The sequence below is a fragment of the Acinetobacter sp. BHS4 genome, from assembly GCF_018454425.1.
In the GTDB taxonomy this organism is placed as follows: Bacteria; Pseudomonadota; Gammaproteobacteria; order Pseudomonadales; family Moraxellaceae; genus Acinetobacter; species Acinetobacter pittii.
The window spans coordinates 2,288,970-2,307,293 of record NZ_CP075323.1; the positions used below are offsets into that span (position 1 = coordinate 2,288,970).

The window sequence follows — 18,324 nt, forward strand, 5'->3', positions numbered from 1 at the left end:
ACACCAAAAACAAAGTCAATCACTTTTTTAGTATCAAATTAAATCCAACCAACAAACAAGGAATAAATATTTGAAATTAATAAATATTAATTAAAAACAAAAAATCTTTTTACGTTTACAAATCAAAATAAAGTTGACTTTTAGACAAATTAATCTGAAATTATGAATCATATTTTTGCAATTTTTATAATTGATGTATCAAATAAAAAAGGAGTTTGGTCATGCTTGAACAAGCACACCTAGAAGGAACCTCAACTGACACAGATTTTCAGCAGTCTGAGCATCAACTGCCTCATCTTGCTTCTTATGTCTATGGAACATGGCATTCGACGAGTGAAGAACTGCGCCCTGTTTATCATGCCATTACAGGTGAATCGATTTATGCCGTAAGTAGTCATGGCATTGATATGAAACGTGTTGTTCAATATGCCAAACAAAATGGTACAGAACTGGCTAACTGGACATTTCACCAACGTGCAAATGCGTTAAAACAAATTGCCCAACATTTACTTGAGCGTAAAGAAGAGTTCTACAAACTTGCTTATGCCACAGGCGCAACTCGTAAAGATGCATGGATTGATATTGAAGGTGGCATCCAGACGTTATTTGCCTATTCAAGTCTGGTTCGCCGTGAACTCAATGACGAAAAAATTATTACTGAAGACAGCTGGATTCAATTATCTAAAAATGGAACTTTCGGCGCTAAGCACATTTTAAGTCCTAAAGCAGGTGTTGCCGTTCACATTAATGCTTTTAACTTTCCAATTTGGGGAATGCTTGAAAAGATTGCACCGACGCTACTTGCAGGCGTGCCATGTATTGTGAAACCAGCAACCGATGGTGCCCAATTAACTCAAGCAGTTGTAAAAGCCATTGAAGAAGCACATGTGCTACCGAAAGGCTCACTACAACTCATTTGCGGTCAGACTTATGACCTGTTAGAACAGTTAGGCCCACAAGACTGCGTTACGTTTACAGGTTCGGCTTACACAGGCCAAAAACTACGTAACCACCCTCACCTCAATAAATATTCAATTCCATTTAGCATGGAAGCCGACTCGGTAAACAGTGCAATTTTAAGCCCTGAGGCAAATGAAGAAACTATCGATTTATTTGTGCGTGAAGTCTTTCGTGAAATGACCACCAAAGCAGGTCAAAAATGTACTGCGATTCGTCGTGCATTTGTTCCTGAAAATTTGTTAGCGACTGTGCAAGAAAAGCTAACAGCCAAACTTGCTAAAGTTGTGGTGGGCGACCCTCAAAAAGAAGAAACCACCATGGGTGCTTTAGCGAGCATTAAGCAAAAACATGACGTTGCAGAAAAAGTTGCCGAACTCAGCAAAGACGCAAAAATTGTTTTTGGTGGCAACGATAGCTTTACATTTAATGCAGATCATCCTGAAAAAGGTGCTTTTTTCGCTCCAACTTTATTGCTTTGCGAACAGCCTTTACAAGCGACGAATGTTCATACTACGGAAGCGTTCGGTCCGGTATGTACACTCATGCCATATCAAAACATTGAAGAATTGGCTGACCTCGTGTCACGTGGTGAAGGTAGCCTAGTGGCTTCTGTCGTTAAAAATAACGATGAGAATATTGAGCAGATTATTCAAAAAATCGCGCCTTGGCATGGCCGTGTGCATGTACTCGATTCAGAGTCTGCAAAAGAAAGTACAGGACATGGTTCACCACTTCCACATTTAGTACACGGTGGCCCTGGCCGTGCAGGTGGCGGTGAAGAATTAGGTGGTATTCGTGCAGTTAAACACTATATGCAGCGCACTGCAATTCAGGGTTCTCCAAACAGTTTGACGCAAATTACTCACTCATGGACTGCTGGCTCAAAAGTTAATGAAGACCGCGTACATCCATTTAAAAAGTCTTTTGATGAGTTAGTAATTGGTGAACGTTTATTAACGGCGCGTCGTACAGTCACAGAAGCAGATATTGTCAATTTTGCTTGTTTAAGCGGTGACTACTTCTATGCACATACCGACAAAATCGCAGCGGCCGAGTCTTTCTTTGGAGAGCGTGTGGCACACGGTTACTTCATTGTGTCTGCTGCAGCAGGTCTATTTGTAGATGCAGCACAAGGTCCTGTGATTGCCAACTACGGTATGGACAACTTACGTTTTGTTGAACCGGTTAAAATTGGTGACTCAATCCAGGTTGAACTCACCTGTAAACAAAAAACACCTAAACCACAAAAAGACCCATCTCAACCTGCGCATGGCGTTGTGGTATGGGATATTAAAGTCAAAAACCAACGCGGTGAACTTGTCGCAACTTACGACATTTTAACCTTAGTTGCTCGTGAAGCTTAATGTTTAAATTGTGATGGGGTCACCTCGTCCCCATCTCATTTTTTTTAGCACTCAATTGCGTTAACAGCGAGACCACCTTTTGAAGTCTCTTTATATTTCTCAGACATATCTTTGCCTGTTTCCTTCATAGTCTGGATCACTTTATCTAGGGTGACAAAGTGTTCATCGTCATCATGAAGTGCCATTTGGGCTGCGTTAATGGCTTTTACAGCCGCAATTGCATTTCGTTCAATACAAGGCACCTGAACCAAACCACCAATCGGGTCACACGTTAAACCTAAATTATGTTCAAGCCCAATTTCAGCCGCATGCTCCACTTGCTCAGGAGACGCTCCTAAAATCTCGGCTAAACCTGCCGAAGCCATCGCACATGCTGAGCCGACTTCACCCTGACACCCTACTTCTGCACCAGAAATAGAAGCATTGAGTTTACATAAAATGCCGACGGCTGCCGCACTTAGAAAAAAGCGAACTACTTTGTCTTCGGAAAAGTCTTTAGAAAAAGTTACGTAGTAATATAAAACTGCCGGAATAATCCCTGCTGCACCATTTGTGGGTGCCGTCACTACTCGCCCGCCAGCGGCATTTTCTTCATTTACCGCTAAGGCAAATAAATTGACCCATTCCATCGCATGAAAAGTCGTCACAATCAGGTTTGAGTTTTTCTTATTTAATAACTTATCATGAATTTTTTTAGCCCGACGTTTTACGTTTAATCCGCCCGGTAATATGCCTTCATTAATTAATCCGTTGTGAATACATTGCTGCATCACTTTCCAGATTTCCATAATCTTGCTACGAATCTCAGCTTCACTCCGCCAGCTTTTTTCATTTTCAAGCATTAACTCGCTCACTGATAAATGATGAGTCTTACATAAGCTTAAAAGTTCAGCCGCACTGTGAAACGGATATGGAACCTTAACGTCGTTAGTTTCAGTTTGAGTTGTTGCTAATTGTCTTTGGCTAACAATAAAGCCACCACCTACTGAATAATAAGTTTCTGCATATAAAATTTCTTGAGCCTCGTTATACGCAATTAGTTCCATTGCATTGGGGTGATAAGGCAAAGATTCATCTAAAAAAAGCACATCATGCTTATAGTCAAAAGCAATACTCTTTTGCTGATTAAGCTGGATGGCTTTATTTTCAAGAACATCTTCAATCAAGCTTGTACTTACTTGAGTATCAATATGTTCAGGGTCAAAACCCATTAAACCTAACAGAACAGCCTTATCTGTCGCATGACCGACACCGGTTGCCGACAGCGAACCGTATAACTTCACCTGAACTCTAACCGTTGCTTGTAAATCGCTTTGCTTCAATAAATCTTCCACAAAACTGTATGCCGCTCGCATGGGTCCAACTGTATGGGAGCTAGATGGGCCGATGCCAATTTTAAAAAGATCAAATACACTAATAAACACGTGGTCCTACCTTCGATTCATTATTATTCGTATGTTCGTCATTATTGTGTCCTTTCGGATAGCTCTAAAATTATCATTAAGCCATCTATAAAGCACGAATAACACTTGAGTAGTAGCACAAAAAGACAACGGTTGAACAATCACTATAAAAGCCCCCCCTTTATTAAAACAGCTACACGAAGTTGTACAAATAAAAAACTACAAATATTAGCCATTAGTCGCACCTCCCTATTTTTATTCATTTTTGCTGGTAAAGTGCTTTACATGGTTTGATACAACCTACTTAACTCAGATGCATAATTCACCTGTTCTTGCATCTGATGTTTTTCTGCCTCTAGTCCGCTAGGGGCTTTTTTTATTATTGATTTAAATACTGATATATTAAATTTCTAGACATAATTAAAGACAAGAAAATGGATCGAGTATTCAAATTAAGTGTTTTAAGTTGCCCGGTTTTATTATTAAGTGGTTGTATTGGTTGTTATAACCCGACAGGCTGTAACCGTGATGATTCGCCTTATTTCTATACAACACAAATCACTCAAGTCAAAGGCATAACAGTTCCTGTTGGAACGAAACTGGTTTATAAAACTCAAAAATCTAAACAGAAAGATGAGCAAACTGCACCACTTAAAGAAGAACATATAACAGGAATAAAACTACCAAAAGATACCGCTATACTTTGGGGAGGAATGCCTACCAATCATCTCCTTCAGTTTGCTAATCCTGAAATGCAAGGATTTACAGCCTACCGAGCACAAGAAACTCCAGCTGTATATTCCAATCAATTTTTAAAACTCTGGAAAGAATGCGATAGTGATTTAGATATCTCGATCAAGAATAAAAATGATTGGAGCTTTAATCCTGCAAATATGAAAATTGTTGGATGCGGAATTAACTATCAAGAAAGAGCATCATACAACACCGACAATCCAAGCCAAGACAAAGTGGATCTTTTTCTCATCAAAATTAATCAAACTTTACAGCAGCTACCACAACAAAAAGAGTATCCCGTTATCCATTATTCCGAAAATTAAAGTAAAAAAAGCCTGCATTTTCAGCAGGCTCTTTTCTTTAAAATTTGATTTAGCAAACTTTAATTAAACATATTAACCACAGGTTGCCTGAGTAATTTTCTTAGAAGCAGGATCAATAGTAACTGTAACTCGGTTTGTACGATAATCCATAGTCATTGGTTGACCTGGAGCCACTTTACGCACAATTTCTGATTTAGTTTTTTGTTTAATTTGATCATCAGTAAGGCCTGATTGACCGACTAATTTTTGAGCTTCTTCTGCTACACAGTTTGCTTGATTATCACGGAATAATTTCCATTCTTCGACGACTTGGCCATTTGGTAGATGACAATACCCAACCTGACCATTTGCTTCATTTCTGATTTCTAATTTCCCACCTTGTTCAACACAATATTGACTAGCTGGGTTTGGTGAACCAATTTTTGGTGGAGTTGGATCTTTATGTTGTACAGATGAACAAGCCGTTAACGAAACAAGCGCTAAACCAAGAAAGATAATTTTTTTCATAAATTTTTTGCTTCTTAATAAAAAAACTAAAGATATCAAAAAAAGTTATCTTCGATGTGACTTCTTTACAATAAAAAACTCACTTAGAAGTTCTATTAACCATATATTTAATTTATTGGAATTTAAGATATTCCCTCCTAAAAATAATTATTGAAATATTGCAATTAAGGCCTTTCCAAAATTCGTGGCCCAGATCCCTCTTGCCCCAAAACATCTTCTGGATTTCTTAAAGGGCATTGCTCTAGTGATAAGCAACCACAACCAATACACCAGTCCATTTCATCACGGAGTCTGGTTAATTTTTGAATACGATCATCGAGATCTTTTCGCCAATGGCTTGATAACTCTTTCCACTGTTTAGCTGTTAATTTGCTTCCCATAGGATATGCGCTAAGAGCCTCTTTAATTTCATTTAAAGGAATTCCTACTCTTTGAGCAACTTTAATAATCGCAATATATCTTAAAACGATTAAGGGAAAACGGCGTTGATTACCATTGGTTCTTATACTTTTTATAAGCCCTTTAGCTTCATAAAAATGCAAGGTGGAGACAGAAACTCCACTTCTTTTGGCGACTTCTCCTACAGTCAAAACTCGACTAGATTCGGCTTTTTTATTCTCAATCATCATCATTGCCCCCAACTTTACTCGAGGTTTATAAGAGAGCATCTTTGTTTTGTCAAACAAATAAACAGAACGCTTAAACCTTCATAAGGCATTTTTCGAAGCTTATAAGTCTTATCTAATCTTTTCTTTAAATCTTAAAAGATAAATTTAATGTGATTATTAATTCAGTTAAATCTATAAATACCTTGCTGACAGTTAAAGTTGAGGAATTAACTTTGTAGCGTACATGGACATCCACATATCCAAAACATGTTATAAACAAAAGGCATTGGTGCTCCTAATGGATAGACCTTAGCCTGTTCGATTTTATATGTTTTTTTACGTGACTCAATGTGAAGTATATTATCGTAGCGGGCAACCACAATTCCCTTTTTATATAATTTTTTCCTTTCATTTTTTGCATCAAATTTATATACCAAAAAGTAAACTTTTTCTCCTACGCTGATCTTTGAATGATTAACCATAATGTAACCATTACAATACTTACATTGCCAATCTTTCATATCTCAAATTATCACACACTTAAATTTAAAAAAACATCGAATTTTATAGTATAGATTTATTAAAGCTACAAATCTAAAGAAATATTTTAATTGAAAAAATAAGGTTTATTTGTGACACATATCACAATAGGAGCCATAAAAAATTACAAATTATATATAGAAACATCAATAACTTATCAAACATTATTGTGAGTTTATTATTTTTAATTAATATAAAATTGATGTGTATTTTATATTTTTAGATAGTATATTAGTTAGTAAATTTAAATACGAATATATAAATTACTTTTAGCATATAATAATACAATTATTTCAATATATTTAACTTAATCTCAAATAAAGTAATAAATAATTTTAGATATCAAATCAATTTCATGTTTAACTGAAAATAATTCATTTCAAATTAAATAAAATATAAATGTATAATTATTATAATTGCAATTTAATTTTTTATTATGTCAACTCAACGTTTAAAAATAGAACTCCCATCTGGACATGATCAATTATTACTTCACTCTTGTTGTGCTCCTTGTTCAGGAGAAGTTATGGAAGCATTAATTGATTCTGGAATTAAATTTTCGATATTTTTTTATAATCCTAATATTCATCCGGTAAAAGAATATCTCATCCGTAAGGAAGAAAATATTCGTTTTGCAGAAAAGCATAATATTCCATTTATCGATGCAGATTATGATACGGATAATTGGTTTGCTCGAGCAAAAGGTATGGAAAATGAACCTGAACGTGGTATTCGTTGTACCATGTGCTTCGATATGCGTTTCGAGCGAACTGCCCTTTATGCACATGAACACGGCTTTAGTCTCATCAGTAGTTCGTTAGGAATTTCTCGTTGGAAAAATATGGCTCAAATTAATGATTGTGGAATTCGGGCAGCATCCCATTATCCAGATATTCAATATTGGGATTATAACTGGCGAAAAAATGGTGGCTCTAGTCGAATGATTGAAATCAGTAAGCGAGAGGAATTCTACCAACAGGAATATTGTGGTTGTGTATATTCTTTACGTGACACCAACCGTTGGCGTATGAGTAATGGTCGAGACCGAATTAAACTAGGTGTTAAGTTTTATAGTAATGCCATGGAAGAAGATTAAATCCTATTCTCCTTAAAAAATTAATTCATTCTAAGCTGTATTTATTCCTAATAAAAAAAGGCCACATCTGGAGAATGTGGCCAAAAGGTGTACTGTACTGAGCTTTGATATTATTAGAATAATGAAGTTAGCTTAAAATAAGATTAATAAATCTTTTAAATTTAAATTTTTTAAAATTTCATCAAAATATTAAAATCGAATAAATATTTTGCCCTTCTCATTAAAAATAAAATCACTCTAAAATCCTGATATAATTTTGAAAAGTTTAGCTATTTTACTTTTTGATACTGATGGCTAGTCTCTTAATATTTTCCACCATTTCCTCAGGTTGATGTGCAGCATAGCCCAACAGAACTGCTGCTTTTTTCGACTCAAGTTGACAATATCTTGATAGAGGTTGAATCTCCAAATCCAATGCCGAGCAATGAGAAATAAACTCCTGCTCAGTCCATGATGCTTTTAACCAACATATAAGATGAATGCCTGAATCTGTTGGCTGAACATCGAGTACATCTGAAAGGTATTCATTAATAGCGTTAATCAATACTTGTTGACGCTCATAGCATGCTTTTCGAACTTTACGTACATGTCGAGCATAGTGGCCTTGTTGAATGAATAGAGCTAAAGCGACCTGCTCTAAATATGAACTTCGCACGTCAGTATAATATTTAGCTGCACTAAAGGTTTCAATTAATGCTTCAGGTACAACCATGAACCCTAAACGAAACTCTGGAAACATCATCTTGGTAAAAGTGCCAGAATAAATGACTCTTTGCTGCTGATCTAAACCTTGTAGTGCTTGAATTGGGTGAGTGCCATAGCGAAACTCACTATTATAATCGTCTTCAAAAATCCATTTTTCTTGTTTGTTTGCCCAATCTAATAAAGCAAAACGGCGAGCTAAACTTAAAGTTCCCCCTAAAGGAAACTGATGTGAAGGTGCTGTATAGACCAGTTTGCTTTTGAAGTAATGATCAGTAATGTCAGAAATTTGCATTCCCTCCTCATCACTCTCGATCAAATTTATCTGCGCACCAAAACTTCGAAAAATCTTAAAAGCTGCATCATATCCCGGCTCATCCAAACAGACTTCATCATTTGCTTGAAGTAAGGCATAGGCCGTTAAATGAATAGCTTGCTGCGTTCCGTTTACAATAATAATTTGCTCTTCGTTGCAGTTTAGCCCTCGTGTGGAGTGAACATATTCAGAAATTGCCTGACGCAAAGGTAGATAGCCACGTGGGTCGTAAAATTGACCAAGCTGATAATACGACTGCCGCCAAGCTTGTGTTAATAACTTGCCCCACAGTTGATGAGGAAATAAATCAATACAGCCTACCCCTACATGAAACATTTTTTTCTTTTTACTTAACCATGACTGCTTTCGCCATGAATCTAATAAAGCTTCAATATTCGGATTAATATTTAAGGAACGATGAGTATTTTTAGACGTTTCTTTTGAATTTTTTTGAACATGTATTAACTGATCTGGCACAACCTCAGCAACATAAGTACCCGAACTTGGTTTGGTAAATAAATATCCCTCATCCAGTAATCGTTCAAGAGCCGCCAATACAGAATTTCTTGAAATTGACATCATCTCTGCCAAAGCACGACTTGAGGGTAATTTTATTCCGGCAGTCAGTCTTCCATCTAAAATTGCATCACGCAAAGCCGTATATAGTCCATCTTTAATCTGGCCTTTTGGCAAAATTAAATGTGGAAAAGATGCAGAAATTGGAGCGGCCATATCAAAACTGGTACTGTGAAAAATATCAAAAGTGTATCTTATAAAAATACCACTATCAAAACTACACTCTAATTGTCGATTTTTTTATTACTTTAAAATAGAGTGTAATTATTATGCAAAATCAAGGTCTTCAAATCGTTCCTGTTCAGCAGCAAGATTATTCACAATGGGAGAAATATTGGCTTGCTTACCAAAATTTTTATCAGGTGAATTTACCCCTTCATGTCACAAAAGTAACATGGGAACGTTTCTTCGATGAGAATGAACCTATGTACTGTGCCGTTGCCAAACAAGGTGAGCAGGTTTTAGGAATTGTGCACTATGTTATTCATCGTTCAACATGGGCAAAAAATAATTACTGTTATTTAGAAGACCTCTATGTTTCACCTGAAGTTCGTGGACAACACATTGGTAAACAACTCATTGAATATGTGCAGAAGCAAGCTATCGAACACAACTGTGACCGTTTATACTGGCATACTCAAGAAACCAATGTAACAGCGCAAAAGCTTTATGACTGGATTGCACAAAAACCAGGAATTATTGAATACCGTATGCCTTTGAACTAAAAAAGTGAAAACACCAAAAGTTGGAGTGCTTTTGGTGTTTAAATTTTAGTACGAATAAGCTTAATCACTTTGTCATTAATAGTTGAGCATTGATTAAACGCAGCAAAACGCTTGAGCTCTTGTTCCAGTTCGAAGAAGAAGAGCTCCTTATTTTTTACTGTTTTTTCCAAATGTAGGCTAATTACTTCTAACTCTTTGATAGAGCGATGCGCTTTACAATCTAGTCGGCCGACTAACTCGTCTTGATATAGAATCGGCAAACAAAAATAACCATATACACGTTTGGCCGCTGGTACATAGCATTCAATGCGGTAATCAAATTCAAATAAAGAAGCTAAACGGTCACGATGAATAAGCGAGTTATCAAAAGGTGAAAGTATTTTTAAACCGAACTCAGTATTAAACTTTTGTTCTAATGCAGCGACCTCCACATATAGCATTTGACCTTTCTCAAGCTTAATTGCTGATACAACACCTGCATCAATATGTTCTTTCAGAACGACACGCATAGTTTCTTTTAAATCATTTTTCTTTAGATGAACTAATTGTTTCCATGTAAATGCACCATGTGCTCGAAGCGTATTATTAAATAAATACTGCGCATATTCATAAAGCGTAGGCATACTTAAATCAATATTTTCAGGCAAGCAGCGCTCGGTCAAATCAAAGACCTTTTCCATTCCGTTGCGCTCACAGATCATCAGGTCACCCTGCATATATAACTGCTCAAAAGCACGACGGCCTGGTCCGGTATTCCACCAGTTTCCCAAACTCTTTTTATTATTTTTATCAATATCACGTAGACGAATTTTTCCTTCAGCACGAACACGCGCCAAAATTTCATTCATAAGGTGTTGATCACCTCTATTGAAATAACGGCTTTCTCCGTTCCTGACAGACATCATGGCAGGCAATGCATAACGATAATCTTTCATAGGAAGATAAGACGCTGCATGATACCAATATTCAAAAATCTGCCGCTCACCAACCAAACTATTGAGATGACTTAACTCATAATCAGGTACTCGGCTCCACAATATATGGTGATGAGCTCGCTCTACAACCGATATGGTATCAATCTGCACATATCCTAAATGCTCAATAGCCTGTAAAGTTCCATCCACGCCTTTTGCAAATCGACTGGTTTTTCCTAAGCCTTGATTAAATAAAGTGAGCTGTTTCAAAGAAGAAGTCATAGAAATCAAATATTGTTGTATTCATTTAGAAGCTGAAATTTTCAGTACTATCGTATCACTATTTCCTCATTTGCTTGTGCTTTAGCATCAGTAATTCTTTATAAAAAGAATCTCGGCTAACTCAACATTTTACAGACTCATCTTAAAATAACTTTTAGGAGCCAATCTAATCACTAAAATAACAACCAATGCCACGCTGGCTAAATGAAAAAGCCATCCTGCTTTGTAACCCCCAGTAAAATCATGCAAAATTGCAATAATCCACGGCGGAATTGCTGCCAGTAAAAAACCACCGCCTTGCATCAGTGCAGATAAAGCACCTGCATGAATGGGTTCATCAAAATGGTCTAATGCAACTATAAGCGTTAATGCAAAACATCCTCCTAAGCCAACGCCTAAACAAATTGCCCAAAGCATAGCGGCAAACTCAGGCATAAAAACTATTCCTGAAAAACCAACCATTTGCATTGCTAACGTAAACCATAGCCATGGACGTCGGTCTTTATATTTCCTAGCTAAAACAGGCAAAATGAGTGCTGAAGCTGCTTGGCTCAAGGCCAGAAGAGCAAGTAATTTCCCACTTTGTGCTGCGCTCCAACCGTGATCTTGAAAAGAAGGCGCTAACCAAGCTACGACTGATGAGTAGCCACCATTTACAAGTCCAAAGCACATCATTAATAACCATGTTCGAGGTTGATTTAACAACTTGCGTACAGGCGCATGATGAATGGATGAACTAACTTTTATAGGTAAAAAGACAAGCGCCAATATAAATGCAAATAAAGCTGGAATGGTAAAAAAAGCTAGGCCAATCGACCAGACACCCGTTATATTTGAAATTATGGGAGCTAACCATGCACCTAGTGCACCTCCTCCCATGAGCATAGCCGAATAAAGCCCCATCATCGGCCCAATGAATTGGCTAAATTCTCGTTTAATCATGCCGGGAAAAGCCGCTTGTATCATCGCAACTCCGAATCCAATTACTATTGCACTAAGAATTAATCCTTCGGATGTAGGCAATAAAAATCGGATAGCACATCCTCCACAAATGGCCAGCAATGCACCAAGAATAGCGCTTCGTTCACCGATCAGGTTCTGCAATATTGGGCCAACAAATGCAACAATCCCCATAAGCATCATCGGTAGCAAAGTAAGTAGTGCTATCCCTTGTAAGCTTAAACCAGTGGCTGTTCGAATATTGGCAATCAATGGTCCAATACTTGTTATAAATGGTCTTAAATTAAGGCCAACTAAAGCCACAGTTACAATGAGCATCGGCTGGGTCAAAAAAGCTCCAGACTGCTTCATTATTTTGAGCCTGAATGATTGGCTTGATAATTCTTCCAATGCGCATAAAGATCAGTGCGGTTTTCAACTCTGATCGGTATATATTGAATTTTCATTGATTGCTCAGCAAAGGGCTTGGCAAGCTCAATATATATTTCAGCTGTAGACAAACCAAATGGTGTTCCATCTTCATTAGAATAAGCATAGCTCACCGACTTTATACCGGCTAAACGCATTGCAGCCATACACATTGGGCATGGATGTCCACTTGCATACACAGAACAGCCTTCTAGGTTGGCAGATCCTAAAACTTGACTGGCTGCACGAATCGCCAGTAATTCAGCATGTGCGGTTGGATCATTCGTTACCAGAATCTGATTTACGCCTGAAGCAATAATTTCTCCATTCTTTACAACCACAGCACCAAATGGCCTGCCACCTTTTTCGATATTGTTATAAGCAAGCTCAATCGCCTTACGTAAAAACTGTTCACCTTTTTCCATCACATATTCTCACTTTCTATTTTGCACCAGCTGCAAGAAGTCTTTTTTCAATTTCGCGGTATCCTCGTGACCGCGCATGGTGTAAAGGAGTTATGCCGTCTTTATCAGCCAAGTTCGGATCAGCACTTGCCTTTAATAAAAGCTCTACAATGTGTTGATATTTGGGTTCTCCATTTCCCAAAATGATGGCCTCAAGTAATGCTGTCCACCCCAAATTATTCACATGATTAACATCTACACCGGCCGCAATTAATGTACGGACTGTTTCAACATGGCCTCGTTCCGCTGCTGGAATTAGCGCAGTTCCACTGTAACGGTTAATACTTTTTAAATCGGCACCATGCATGAGTGTCATTCTTAGAATTTTTAAATATCCCTGTGCACCAGCATATAAATATGGACTGTCTTGAATATTATCTTTTGCATTTACATCCGCACCAGCCTCTATCAGCATATAAGCAGCATGTATATTATTTGCTCTTGTAGCGACCATCAAAGCAGTTGAACCTGTTTCATCTCGCTCATCAATTAAAGCTTTTTGAGATAAAATCTGTTTGATAGATTGTGTGTCATTATTTATCACTGCCTGATGTAAAGGATACTCACCCATTGCATTCGTCATATTTGTAAAAACCGAAGCCCCTAATGCGACAATCAGATTCATCCATATTAGTGACTTACGCATGGTGGCCTCCCAATAGAAATTTTTGGCTAAACATTTTATAAATAGAATAAAGATCACCAAAAGTATTTGGAAATTAAATTATTTAATCGATAGTATTAAGATTATAAATACTTATCTTGTTGGCTTTTTAGTGTGGCGGTACCTAATATGTTTGATCCTCGCCTTTTACGTGCTTTCGTCACTATTTTTGAAACTGGCGGTTTTACCGCAGCTGCCGAACGATTACACCTGACTCAATCAACAGTTAGTCAGCAGTTAGCACGACTTGAAGAATCTGTCGGTCATGCCCTTATAGATCGGACAGCAAGACCTTTCAAATTGACGGCATCTGGAGAATATCTAATTGGTTATGCGCAAAGGATTTTGACCCTTCAACAAGAAGCTGAAGCGCTACTTAAAGATCCAGCAGGAAGTATTCCCATTCGTATTGGTTTACCAGAAGATATGATGAGTCAAGCAATGGCCGAAGTTTTTGGTATATTTGCCAAAGAGCATCGTTCCATTCGTTTAGACGTAACCTCTGGCTTGAGTCGCAACTTAACAGAACGTTATCGGAATGGTGAGTTCGATATTATTATTGTCAAAGAACCTGCGGCCAGTGCTGATCACCACGCTACATTCCCAGAAGAAATGGCATGGTTTGAAAGTGAGAATTCAACAACTGCATGGTCTGATCCCATAAGTTTAGTGACCTTTCCTCAAGGCGGACTTTATCGGGACGAAATGTTCGCAACGCTAGAACGCGAACGGCGACGTTGGTATATTGCCTTTACGGGTAGTAGTCTAGAAAGCGTGTTAGTCAGTGTTGAAACAGGATTAGGATTATCTTTACTGCCTGTAGCTACGACCAACGGACGTAGAGTACGTCGATATGATTCATTAGGAGCTGTGCCTCCTATGGCCGTTTCAATTTACACATGGGAAAAAGCTGGGATAATTTCCCAGCTTGTAGATAAAATGACAACTGTTTTAGAAGAACGTTTTCAATCCTCAATCAATATTTAACTTATATCATTCGAACTTTCAGCAATCAGTTTTTCTGCCATTTCTTGAGTTTTTCTTAAGCCCGGCATACGGAACTCGGTATGCCCATAATCTTGGATAGATTTCCAACGTCCACCCCAAGTTAAACCAACCGATTCAGCGACTTGCCCATATAACCGATAGCCTTGCATTGCCCACGGATCTCGCTCAGAAATAACCACTTTTCCATTTCGTTTAAATGCTACATCAGCAGCTAAACCAAATTGGTGATAGCTTTGATAACCTCTCGCTCTAGTCGTGTTAGGATTGCCCGCCAACATATTCTGACGTGCTGGGCTACGATAGCCTTCCAATAGAACCAACTCATAACCGTACTGCTCTTTCATGATTTTAAAGACCATGAGTAAACGCTGTTTATATCGTGGGTTCATTTTGTCCCATTTACGATCAACTAAATTTGTATCCAAAATAGCTCGACCATCGAAACTGGTGTTATCAATCGGTGAAGAATTAATAGCTCCACTATTTTGAGACGAATATTGCTGCTCTAACTGCGTGGCCTCAACAATTGCGGCTTCAATTAAGCTTTCATCTACTTCTGGCGGTGGTGATAATATTTCACCATTTAAAAGTGCATAAATTTGAGGATCTGTTTTTTTCAGATATTCAGCTTCAATTCGGGTTGAACTAATCGGACGAGTAAAAGCAAAAACTAGTATACTGGCAAACAAGAAAAAGCCTGCAATTACAATCCACCATTGCTGTAAATGCCAATGAGATTGTAATTTTTCAGGAGCAGCTGCCTGATTCATGGTTTGAGCAAATTGTTTAACCTGATTAAGCTGTTTACGCCCTTGGGGCAGTAATGACAAAACAAAATCTTTGCTTCTACTCCTGAGTTCATAAGACATTAAAAACGCTAAACCAATTGCCAAACATGTAAAGCAAAAGAAAATGAGAAAGATCATCATCAGTTCATTAATTCACGGCAAAAGGACTTCGTGTAATTTTAATATCTACCGATGCCTTAGGTGGCTCAACCTCAGGTTCTGGTTCGGCTGGAGCTTTACTCTCAACTACGGGTTTAGCCTGCACCACTTGTTGCTGCTGCGGCTTACTTACAGGCTTTTGCTGAGCTGGCTGTATTTTAGGTTGAACCGCTTTAGCTGCAGTCGTCTGTAGTTGAGGCACAACCTGAACTTTCTTTTCACCTGTTAGCTGTTCATCAAATGGTGAAACTCGTTGTTCATTCGTAGCAACAGGTTTATGTGGAACAGGTTTAAAAATATTGCTTAACTCATTATCTTTTGGCTGTTCAAAGCCATCACGACTCATTGAGTCCGTCTCGTTGTCTTGACTTACAGCAACCTGATTTTGTTCATCTGAAGAATGTACAACATCTTGATTTAAAACTTGCTCTTCCGTTGATTTACTCTCAATTGCTGTTGATTCTGGCGAATTCGGTTGAGACAAGAACAGGAATAGCGAGATGCTGACAAACACCCCTGCAATCACACCAATCACAATATAAAGTACTGGTGATTTCGGCTTTTTTTTATTCGATTGTAAAACTCGAATAGAAGTTGGTTTTTCCTGAGCCATTTCGTTCCATCATCAAGGTAAATAAATTGTAATATGTGCTTGCTCTTGAGGAGCAGAAATCACATTTTGATAGTTAGATAATGCTTTATCATTTTGATTGTTGAGCATAAATCTTAAGCCTGCAAAGGTAAGTAATGCAAAAATCAATAAAAAGATCAAAATCCAAAAGAAAGGTACTTCGCGATGAATAATATTTCGTATTTGATCGGGAATTGCCGAGAACGGCGAAAACGCAACTTTTTTCCCTTTTAAATAGTCAATTTCATCACCCACTCTTGATACGAGGTGGTTGAGACTTTCAATAGATTCAATTCGGTACTTCCCCTGAAAACCGAGCAAAAGGCAGTAATGAAATACTTCGAGAGCGGCTAGACGTTCTTTTCCACGACTTCGCAATTGCTCTAAAATTTCAAAGAAACGATACCCCGCTAACTGAGAACCAAACAAGCTCAATTGCAATGGGCTAATTAACCAAGCATTTTGCAAATTAAAATAGCTTGGGTCTTGTTGCGTTACGATAGTTTCATCAATCAAAGCACAAAATGCATATTTCGCATCATGAATATCATCAGCTGAAAATTGCAACTTTTTAGCCTGTTGCTCAAATTGATTGAGTAAATTTAAGATTTTTTCACGAAACTGCTGAGCGTCTGCCGGCACATACTGATTTCGAATCAAAAAAACCAAATAAAAGCCATCATGCAATAAATCAATCAGATTGATTGCCTGTAGTTTTGCTTGAGACTGGCTATTATTATTCCCACCCGTTCCAATTTGCCCATCGTCAAATAAAGAAGGAGCACCTGTGGATTGTGACATTTTTCTCTCCTTTACCGTTAAGCGTTCATAACCGCAATCAGTTCAATACTGATATCTTGGAATCCAGCTGGAACATAAATACAAATCGTCTCTGAATCTAACATGCGCTGGTATAATTCATGATGTGGTTCAACTTCAAAATAGCTCACACCAGAACGTACAGGGATCGCGGTTGGAACCTGAATCAAGTGATGCAATGGAATTGCAGGTAATGCAGCAACTACACGTTGCTCTACATCTAAAGTACTACCAATCTTGAATCGTAAAGGTACAATCTGGATCAACTCATGTGTCTGCATTGCACTACTTGATACTGCAATATAAAGTCGAGTGTCTCGAGTAATCTTATCGGTCTCAAGACTTCCCACCCAATATGAAGGGCGGATTTCTTTAAGTGCAATACTGATGTAACGGCTCGAAATAATTGTATCGAGTAAATCACGTAGAATTGTGTCTAACTGCGAAAAACTTTCTTGTAAATTATGGTGTTTATAGGCAGGCAACTGATCAACATCATACGCCGTCGAGAAGGTTAATAAAGAACCTGCTAAACGTAACAATTCGAAGAACAACCGTTCTGGATGGATCTGTGGATATTGCACAAAATGATTCAGGCCAGCATGAGCTGTATTTAAGGCATTTACTAACCAGAATGAAACGATATCACCTGAACGGAATTCAATTAACTTCTGTTCATTTTCTCGGTTATTGTTTTGAATCGTCTTAATTTTTGCCTTAATAACGTTCAGTGTTCTTTTTAAGTTTGAAATGAGTGATTCTGAGGCATCCACGTGCAAAATTGGCGGAATAAACTTTCGATCAATTTCAAAAGCGCCAGAGCTTTGACGCTTAATCTTTCCAATCGGCAGATATAAGAAACCATCTAGATTGTGGTCTGGATTACTATGTACATCTAATAATTTAAAAACAGCACGGCGGCGTAGCAAACTAATATCTGCTTCGGTAGCATTCGTAAATAGATCATGCGTTTCGACAAGGTGAGATTGATATCTACCCTTTTGCGCTTGGTTTTGATCAATTAGATTTTGCTTATTTGCTTGTAAAAGTGGCAATGCTAAATAGATTAGCATCTCACCACGTAAATTAAGATCGTCTAATAAAATTGGTTCAGGCAATAGATCATATGCAGGTGCCTGATAAATTTCACCGTCTTGCCAGATCATCTCTACAGACTCAAGAGCAAGAATATGCGTACTCAACTGAGCTTCATCGAAACTTAACTTTTGAATGCCATACGAAAAAGGCACAACTGCGCGAACCGTATGATTTAGGCGTTGTTCATGATACGTATCTTGAATTTGGAAATGTTGAGGTCTTAAAAATAAACCTTCGCCCCACAGGACTTTTTCAGCTTTAAACATATGTCTTT

The 18,324-nt window shown here is 37.8% G+C and carries 18 protein-coding genes; 5 read left to right on the plus strand and 13 right to left on the minus strand.

From position 1 onward, the window contains the following. Positions 1-221 precede the first annotated feature (221 nt). Complete coding sequence (gene paaZ / locus KIP84_RS10940; protein WP_213688471.1) at positions 222-2,324, plus strand: phenylacetic acid degradation bifunctional protein PaaZ; 2,103 nt, start codon at positions 222-224, stop codon at positions 2,322-2,324. Between the two features lie 44 nt (positions 2,325-2,368). On the opposite strand, the gene KIP84_RS10945 is transcribed toward paaZ, so the two are convergent. After that, positions 2,369-3,748 carry an L-serine ammonia-lyase gene (locus KIP84_RS10945; protein ID WP_213688472.1) on the minus strand — a complete coding sequence of 460 codons (1,380 nt, stop codon included), beginning with the start codon at positions 3,746-3,748 and terminating at the stop codon, positions 2,369-2,371. A 413-nt stretch (positions 3,749-4,161) separates the two neighbouring features. Between KIP84_RS10945 and KIP84_RS10950 the strand changes: the two genes are divergently transcribed. After that, positions 4,162-4,785: a hypothetical protein gene (locus tag KIP84_RS10950; protein WP_213688473.1), complete on the plus strand. Its 624-nt coding sequence runs from the start codon at positions 4,162-4,164 to the stop codon at positions 4,783-4,785. Positions 4,786-4,857: 72 nt separating this feature from the next. Here KIP84_RS10950 and KIP84_RS10955 read toward each other — a convergent pair whose 3' ends face one another. From KIP84_RS10955 to KIP84_RS10965, 3 genes are all read right to left on the minus strand, one after another. After that, positions 4,858-5,292 carry an I78 family peptidase inhibitor gene (locus KIP84_RS10955; protein ID WP_005076719.1) on the minus strand — a complete coding sequence of 145 codons (435 nt, stop codon included), beginning with the start codon at positions 5,290-5,292 and terminating at the stop codon, positions 4,858-4,860. A gap of 164 nt (positions 5,293-5,456) precedes the next feature. Then, a complete protein-coding gene (gene soxR, locus KIP84_RS10960) occupies positions 5,457-5,921 on the minus strand; it encodes a redox-sensitive transcriptional activator SoxR (RefSeq protein WP_199976466.1) in 465 nt (154 codons plus the stop codon). A gap of 206 nt (positions 5,922-6,127) precedes the next feature. Continuing rightward, positions 6,128-6,421, minus strand: coding sequence for a hypothetical protein (locus tag KIP84_RS10965; protein WP_213688474.1), 294 nt, complete (start codon positions 6,419-6,421; stop codon positions 6,128-6,130). 455 nt (positions 6,422-6,876) lie between these two features. Between KIP84_RS10965 and KIP84_RS10970 the strand changes: the two genes are divergently transcribed. After that, complete coding sequence (locus tag KIP84_RS10970) at positions 6,877-7,536, plus strand: epoxyqueuosine reductase QueH (RefSeq protein WP_213688475.1); 660 nt, start codon at positions 6,877-6,879, stop codon at positions 7,534-7,536. Between the two features lie 274 nt (positions 7,537-7,810). On the opposite strand, the gene KIP84_RS10975 is transcribed toward KIP84_RS10970, so the two are convergent. Continuing rightward, positions 7,811-9,286 carry a PLP-dependent aminotransferase family protein gene (locus tag KIP84_RS10975; RefSeq protein WP_213688476.1) on the minus strand — a complete coding sequence of 492 codons (1,476 nt, stop codon included), beginning with the start codon at positions 9,284-9,286 and terminating at the stop codon, positions 7,811-7,813. 113 nt (positions 9,287-9,399) lie between these two features. Between KIP84_RS10975 and KIP84_RS10980 the strand changes: the two genes are divergently transcribed. Further along, the gene (locus KIP84_RS10980) at positions 9,400-9,855 is read left to right on the plus strand and encodes a GNAT family N-acetyltransferase (RefSeq protein ID WP_213688477.1); all 456 of its coding nucleotides are present in this window, start codon (positions 9,400-9,402) and stop codon (positions 9,853-9,855) included. Positions 9,856-9,893: 38 nt separating this feature from the next. On the opposite strand, the gene KIP84_RS10985 is transcribed toward KIP84_RS10980, so the two are convergent. The 4 genes from KIP84_RS10985 to KIP84_RS11000 form a co-directional block, all read right to left on the minus strand. Beyond that, entirely contained in the window at positions 9,894-11,051 is a 1,158-nt protein-coding gene (locus KIP84_RS10985; protein WP_213688478.1) for a crosslink repair DNA glycosylase YcaQ family protein, read from the minus strand. A gap of 129 nt (positions 11,052-11,180) precedes the next feature. Then, on the minus strand, positions 11,181-12,362 hold the full coding sequence (locus tag KIP84_RS10990; protein ID WP_213688479.1) for a cyanate transporter: 1,182 nt from the start codon (positions 12,360-12,362) through the stop codon (positions 11,181-11,183). After that, positions 12,362-12,844 (minus strand): nucleoside deaminase, encoded by a 483-nt coding sequence (locus KIP84_RS10995; RefSeq protein WP_032056491.1) that lies wholly within the window; start codon positions 12,842-12,844, stop codon positions 12,362-12,364. The genes KIP84_RS10990 and KIP84_RS10995 overlap by 1 nt, the downstream gene beginning before the upstream one ends. Before the next feature lie 16 nt (positions 12,845-12,860). Next, positions 12,861-13,529 (minus strand): ankyrin repeat domain-containing protein, encoded by a 669-nt coding sequence (locus tag KIP84_RS11000; protein ID WP_213688480.1) that lies wholly within the window; start codon positions 13,527-13,529, stop codon positions 12,861-12,863. A 147-nt stretch (positions 13,530-13,676) separates the two neighbouring features. Between KIP84_RS11000 and KIP84_RS11005 the strand changes: the two genes are divergently transcribed. Continuing rightward, positions 13,677-14,534 carry a LysR family transcriptional regulator gene (locus KIP84_RS11005; RefSeq protein WP_199976452.1) on the plus strand — a complete coding sequence of 286 codons (858 nt, stop codon included), beginning with the start codon at positions 13,677-13,679 and terminating at the stop codon, positions 14,532-14,534. On the opposite strand, the gene KIP84_RS11010 is transcribed toward KIP84_RS11005, so the two are convergent. Genes KIP84_RS11010 through tssK form a run of 4 tightly spaced genes read right to left on the minus strand, consistent with a single transcriptional unit; the run spans position 14,531 to position 18,316 of the window. Continuing rightward, complete coding sequence (locus KIP84_RS11010; RefSeq protein ID WP_057086159.1) at positions 14,531-15,484, minus strand: M15 family metallopeptidase; 954 nt, start codon at positions 15,482-15,484, stop codon at positions 14,531-14,533. The genes KIP84_RS11005 and KIP84_RS11010 overlap by 4 nt on opposite strands. A gap of 7 nt (positions 15,485-15,491) precedes the next feature. Further along, positions 15,492-16,115: a hypothetical protein gene (locus KIP84_RS11015; RefSeq protein ID WP_213688481.1), complete on the minus strand. Its 624-nt coding sequence runs from the start codon at positions 16,113-16,115 to the stop codon at positions 15,492-15,494. A 12-nt stretch (positions 16,116-16,127) separates the two neighbouring features. Beyond that, positions 16,128-16,934 (minus strand): type IVB secretion system protein IcmH/DotU, encoded by an 807-nt coding sequence (icmH, locus tag KIP84_RS11020; RefSeq protein ID WP_002114531.1) that lies wholly within the window; start codon positions 16,932-16,934, stop codon positions 16,128-16,130. A gap of 17 nt (positions 16,935-16,951) precedes the next feature. After that, entirely contained in the window at positions 16,952-18,316 is a 1,365-nt protein-coding gene (gene tssK / locus KIP84_RS11025) for a type VI secretion system baseplate subunit TssK (protein ID WP_014206368.1), read from the minus strand. Positions 18,317-18,324: the final 8 nt, after the last annotated feature.

Excerpts from the sequence above, each read along its gene's own strand:
- paaZ (WP_213688471.1), top strand. The coding sequence starts at position 222 with ATGCTTGAACAAGCACACCTAGAAGGAACCTCAACTGACACAGATTTT.
- KIP84_RS10950 (WP_213688473.1), top strand. The coding sequence starts at position 4,162 with ATGGATCGAGTATTCAAATTAAGTGTTTTAAGTTGCCCGGTTTTATTA.
- KIP84_RS10955 (WP_005076719.1), bottom strand. The coding sequence starts at position 5,292 with ATGAAAAAAATTATCTTTCTTGGTTTAGCGCTTGTTTCGTTAACGGCT.
- soxR (WP_199976466.1), bottom strand. The coding sequence starts at position 5,921 with ATGATGATTGAGAATAAAAAAGCCGAATCTAGTCGAGTTTTGACTGTA.
- KIP84_RS10965 (WP_213688474.1), bottom strand. The coding sequence starts at position 6,421 with ATGAAAGATTGGCAATGTAAGTATTGTAATGGTTACATTATGGTTAAT.
- KIP84_RS10970 (WP_213688475.1), top strand. The coding sequence starts at position 6,877 with ATGTCAACTCAACGTTTAAAAATAGAACTCCCATCTGGACATGATCAA.
- KIP84_RS10975 (WP_213688476.1), bottom strand. The coding sequence starts at position 9,286 with ATGGCCGCTCCAATTTCTGCATCTTTTCCACATTTAATTTTGCCAAAA.
- KIP84_RS10980 (WP_213688477.1), top strand. The coding sequence starts at position 9,400 with ATGCAAAATCAAGGTCTTCAAATCGTTCCTGTTCAGCAGCAAGATTAT.
- KIP84_RS10985 (WP_213688478.1), bottom strand. The coding sequence starts at position 11,051 with ATGACTTCTTCTTTGAAACAGCTCACTTTATTTAATCAAGGCTTAGGA.
- KIP84_RS10990 (WP_213688479.1), bottom strand. The coding sequence starts at position 12,362 with ATGAAGCAGTCTGGAGCTTTTTTGACCCAGCCGATGCTCATTGTAACT.
- KIP84_RS10995 (WP_032056491.1), bottom strand. The coding sequence starts at position 12,844 with ATGGAAAAAGGTGAACAGTTTTTACGTAAGGCGATTGAGCTTGCTTAT.
- KIP84_RS11000 (WP_213688480.1), bottom strand. The coding sequence starts at position 13,529 with ATGCGTAAGTCACTAATATGGATGAATCTGATTGTCGCATTAGGGGCT.
- KIP84_RS11005 (WP_199976452.1), top strand. The coding sequence starts at position 13,677 with ATGTTTGATCCTCGCCTTTTACGTGCTTTCGTCACTATTTTTGAAACT.
- KIP84_RS11010 (WP_057086159.1), bottom strand. The coding sequence starts at position 15,484 with ATGATGATCTTTCTCATTTTCTTTTGCTTTACATGTTTGGCAATTGGT.
- KIP84_RS11015 (WP_213688481.1), bottom strand. The coding sequence starts at position 16,115 with ATGGCTCAGGAAAAACCAACTTCTATTCGAGTTTTACAATCGAATAAA.
- icmH (WP_002114531.1), bottom strand. The coding sequence starts at position 16,934 with ATGTCACAATCCACAGGTGCTCCTTCTTTATTTGACGATGGGCAAATT.
- tssK (WP_014206368.1), bottom strand. The coding sequence starts at position 18,316 with ATGTTTAAAGCTGAAAAAGTCCTGTGGGGCGAAGGTTTATTTTTAAGA.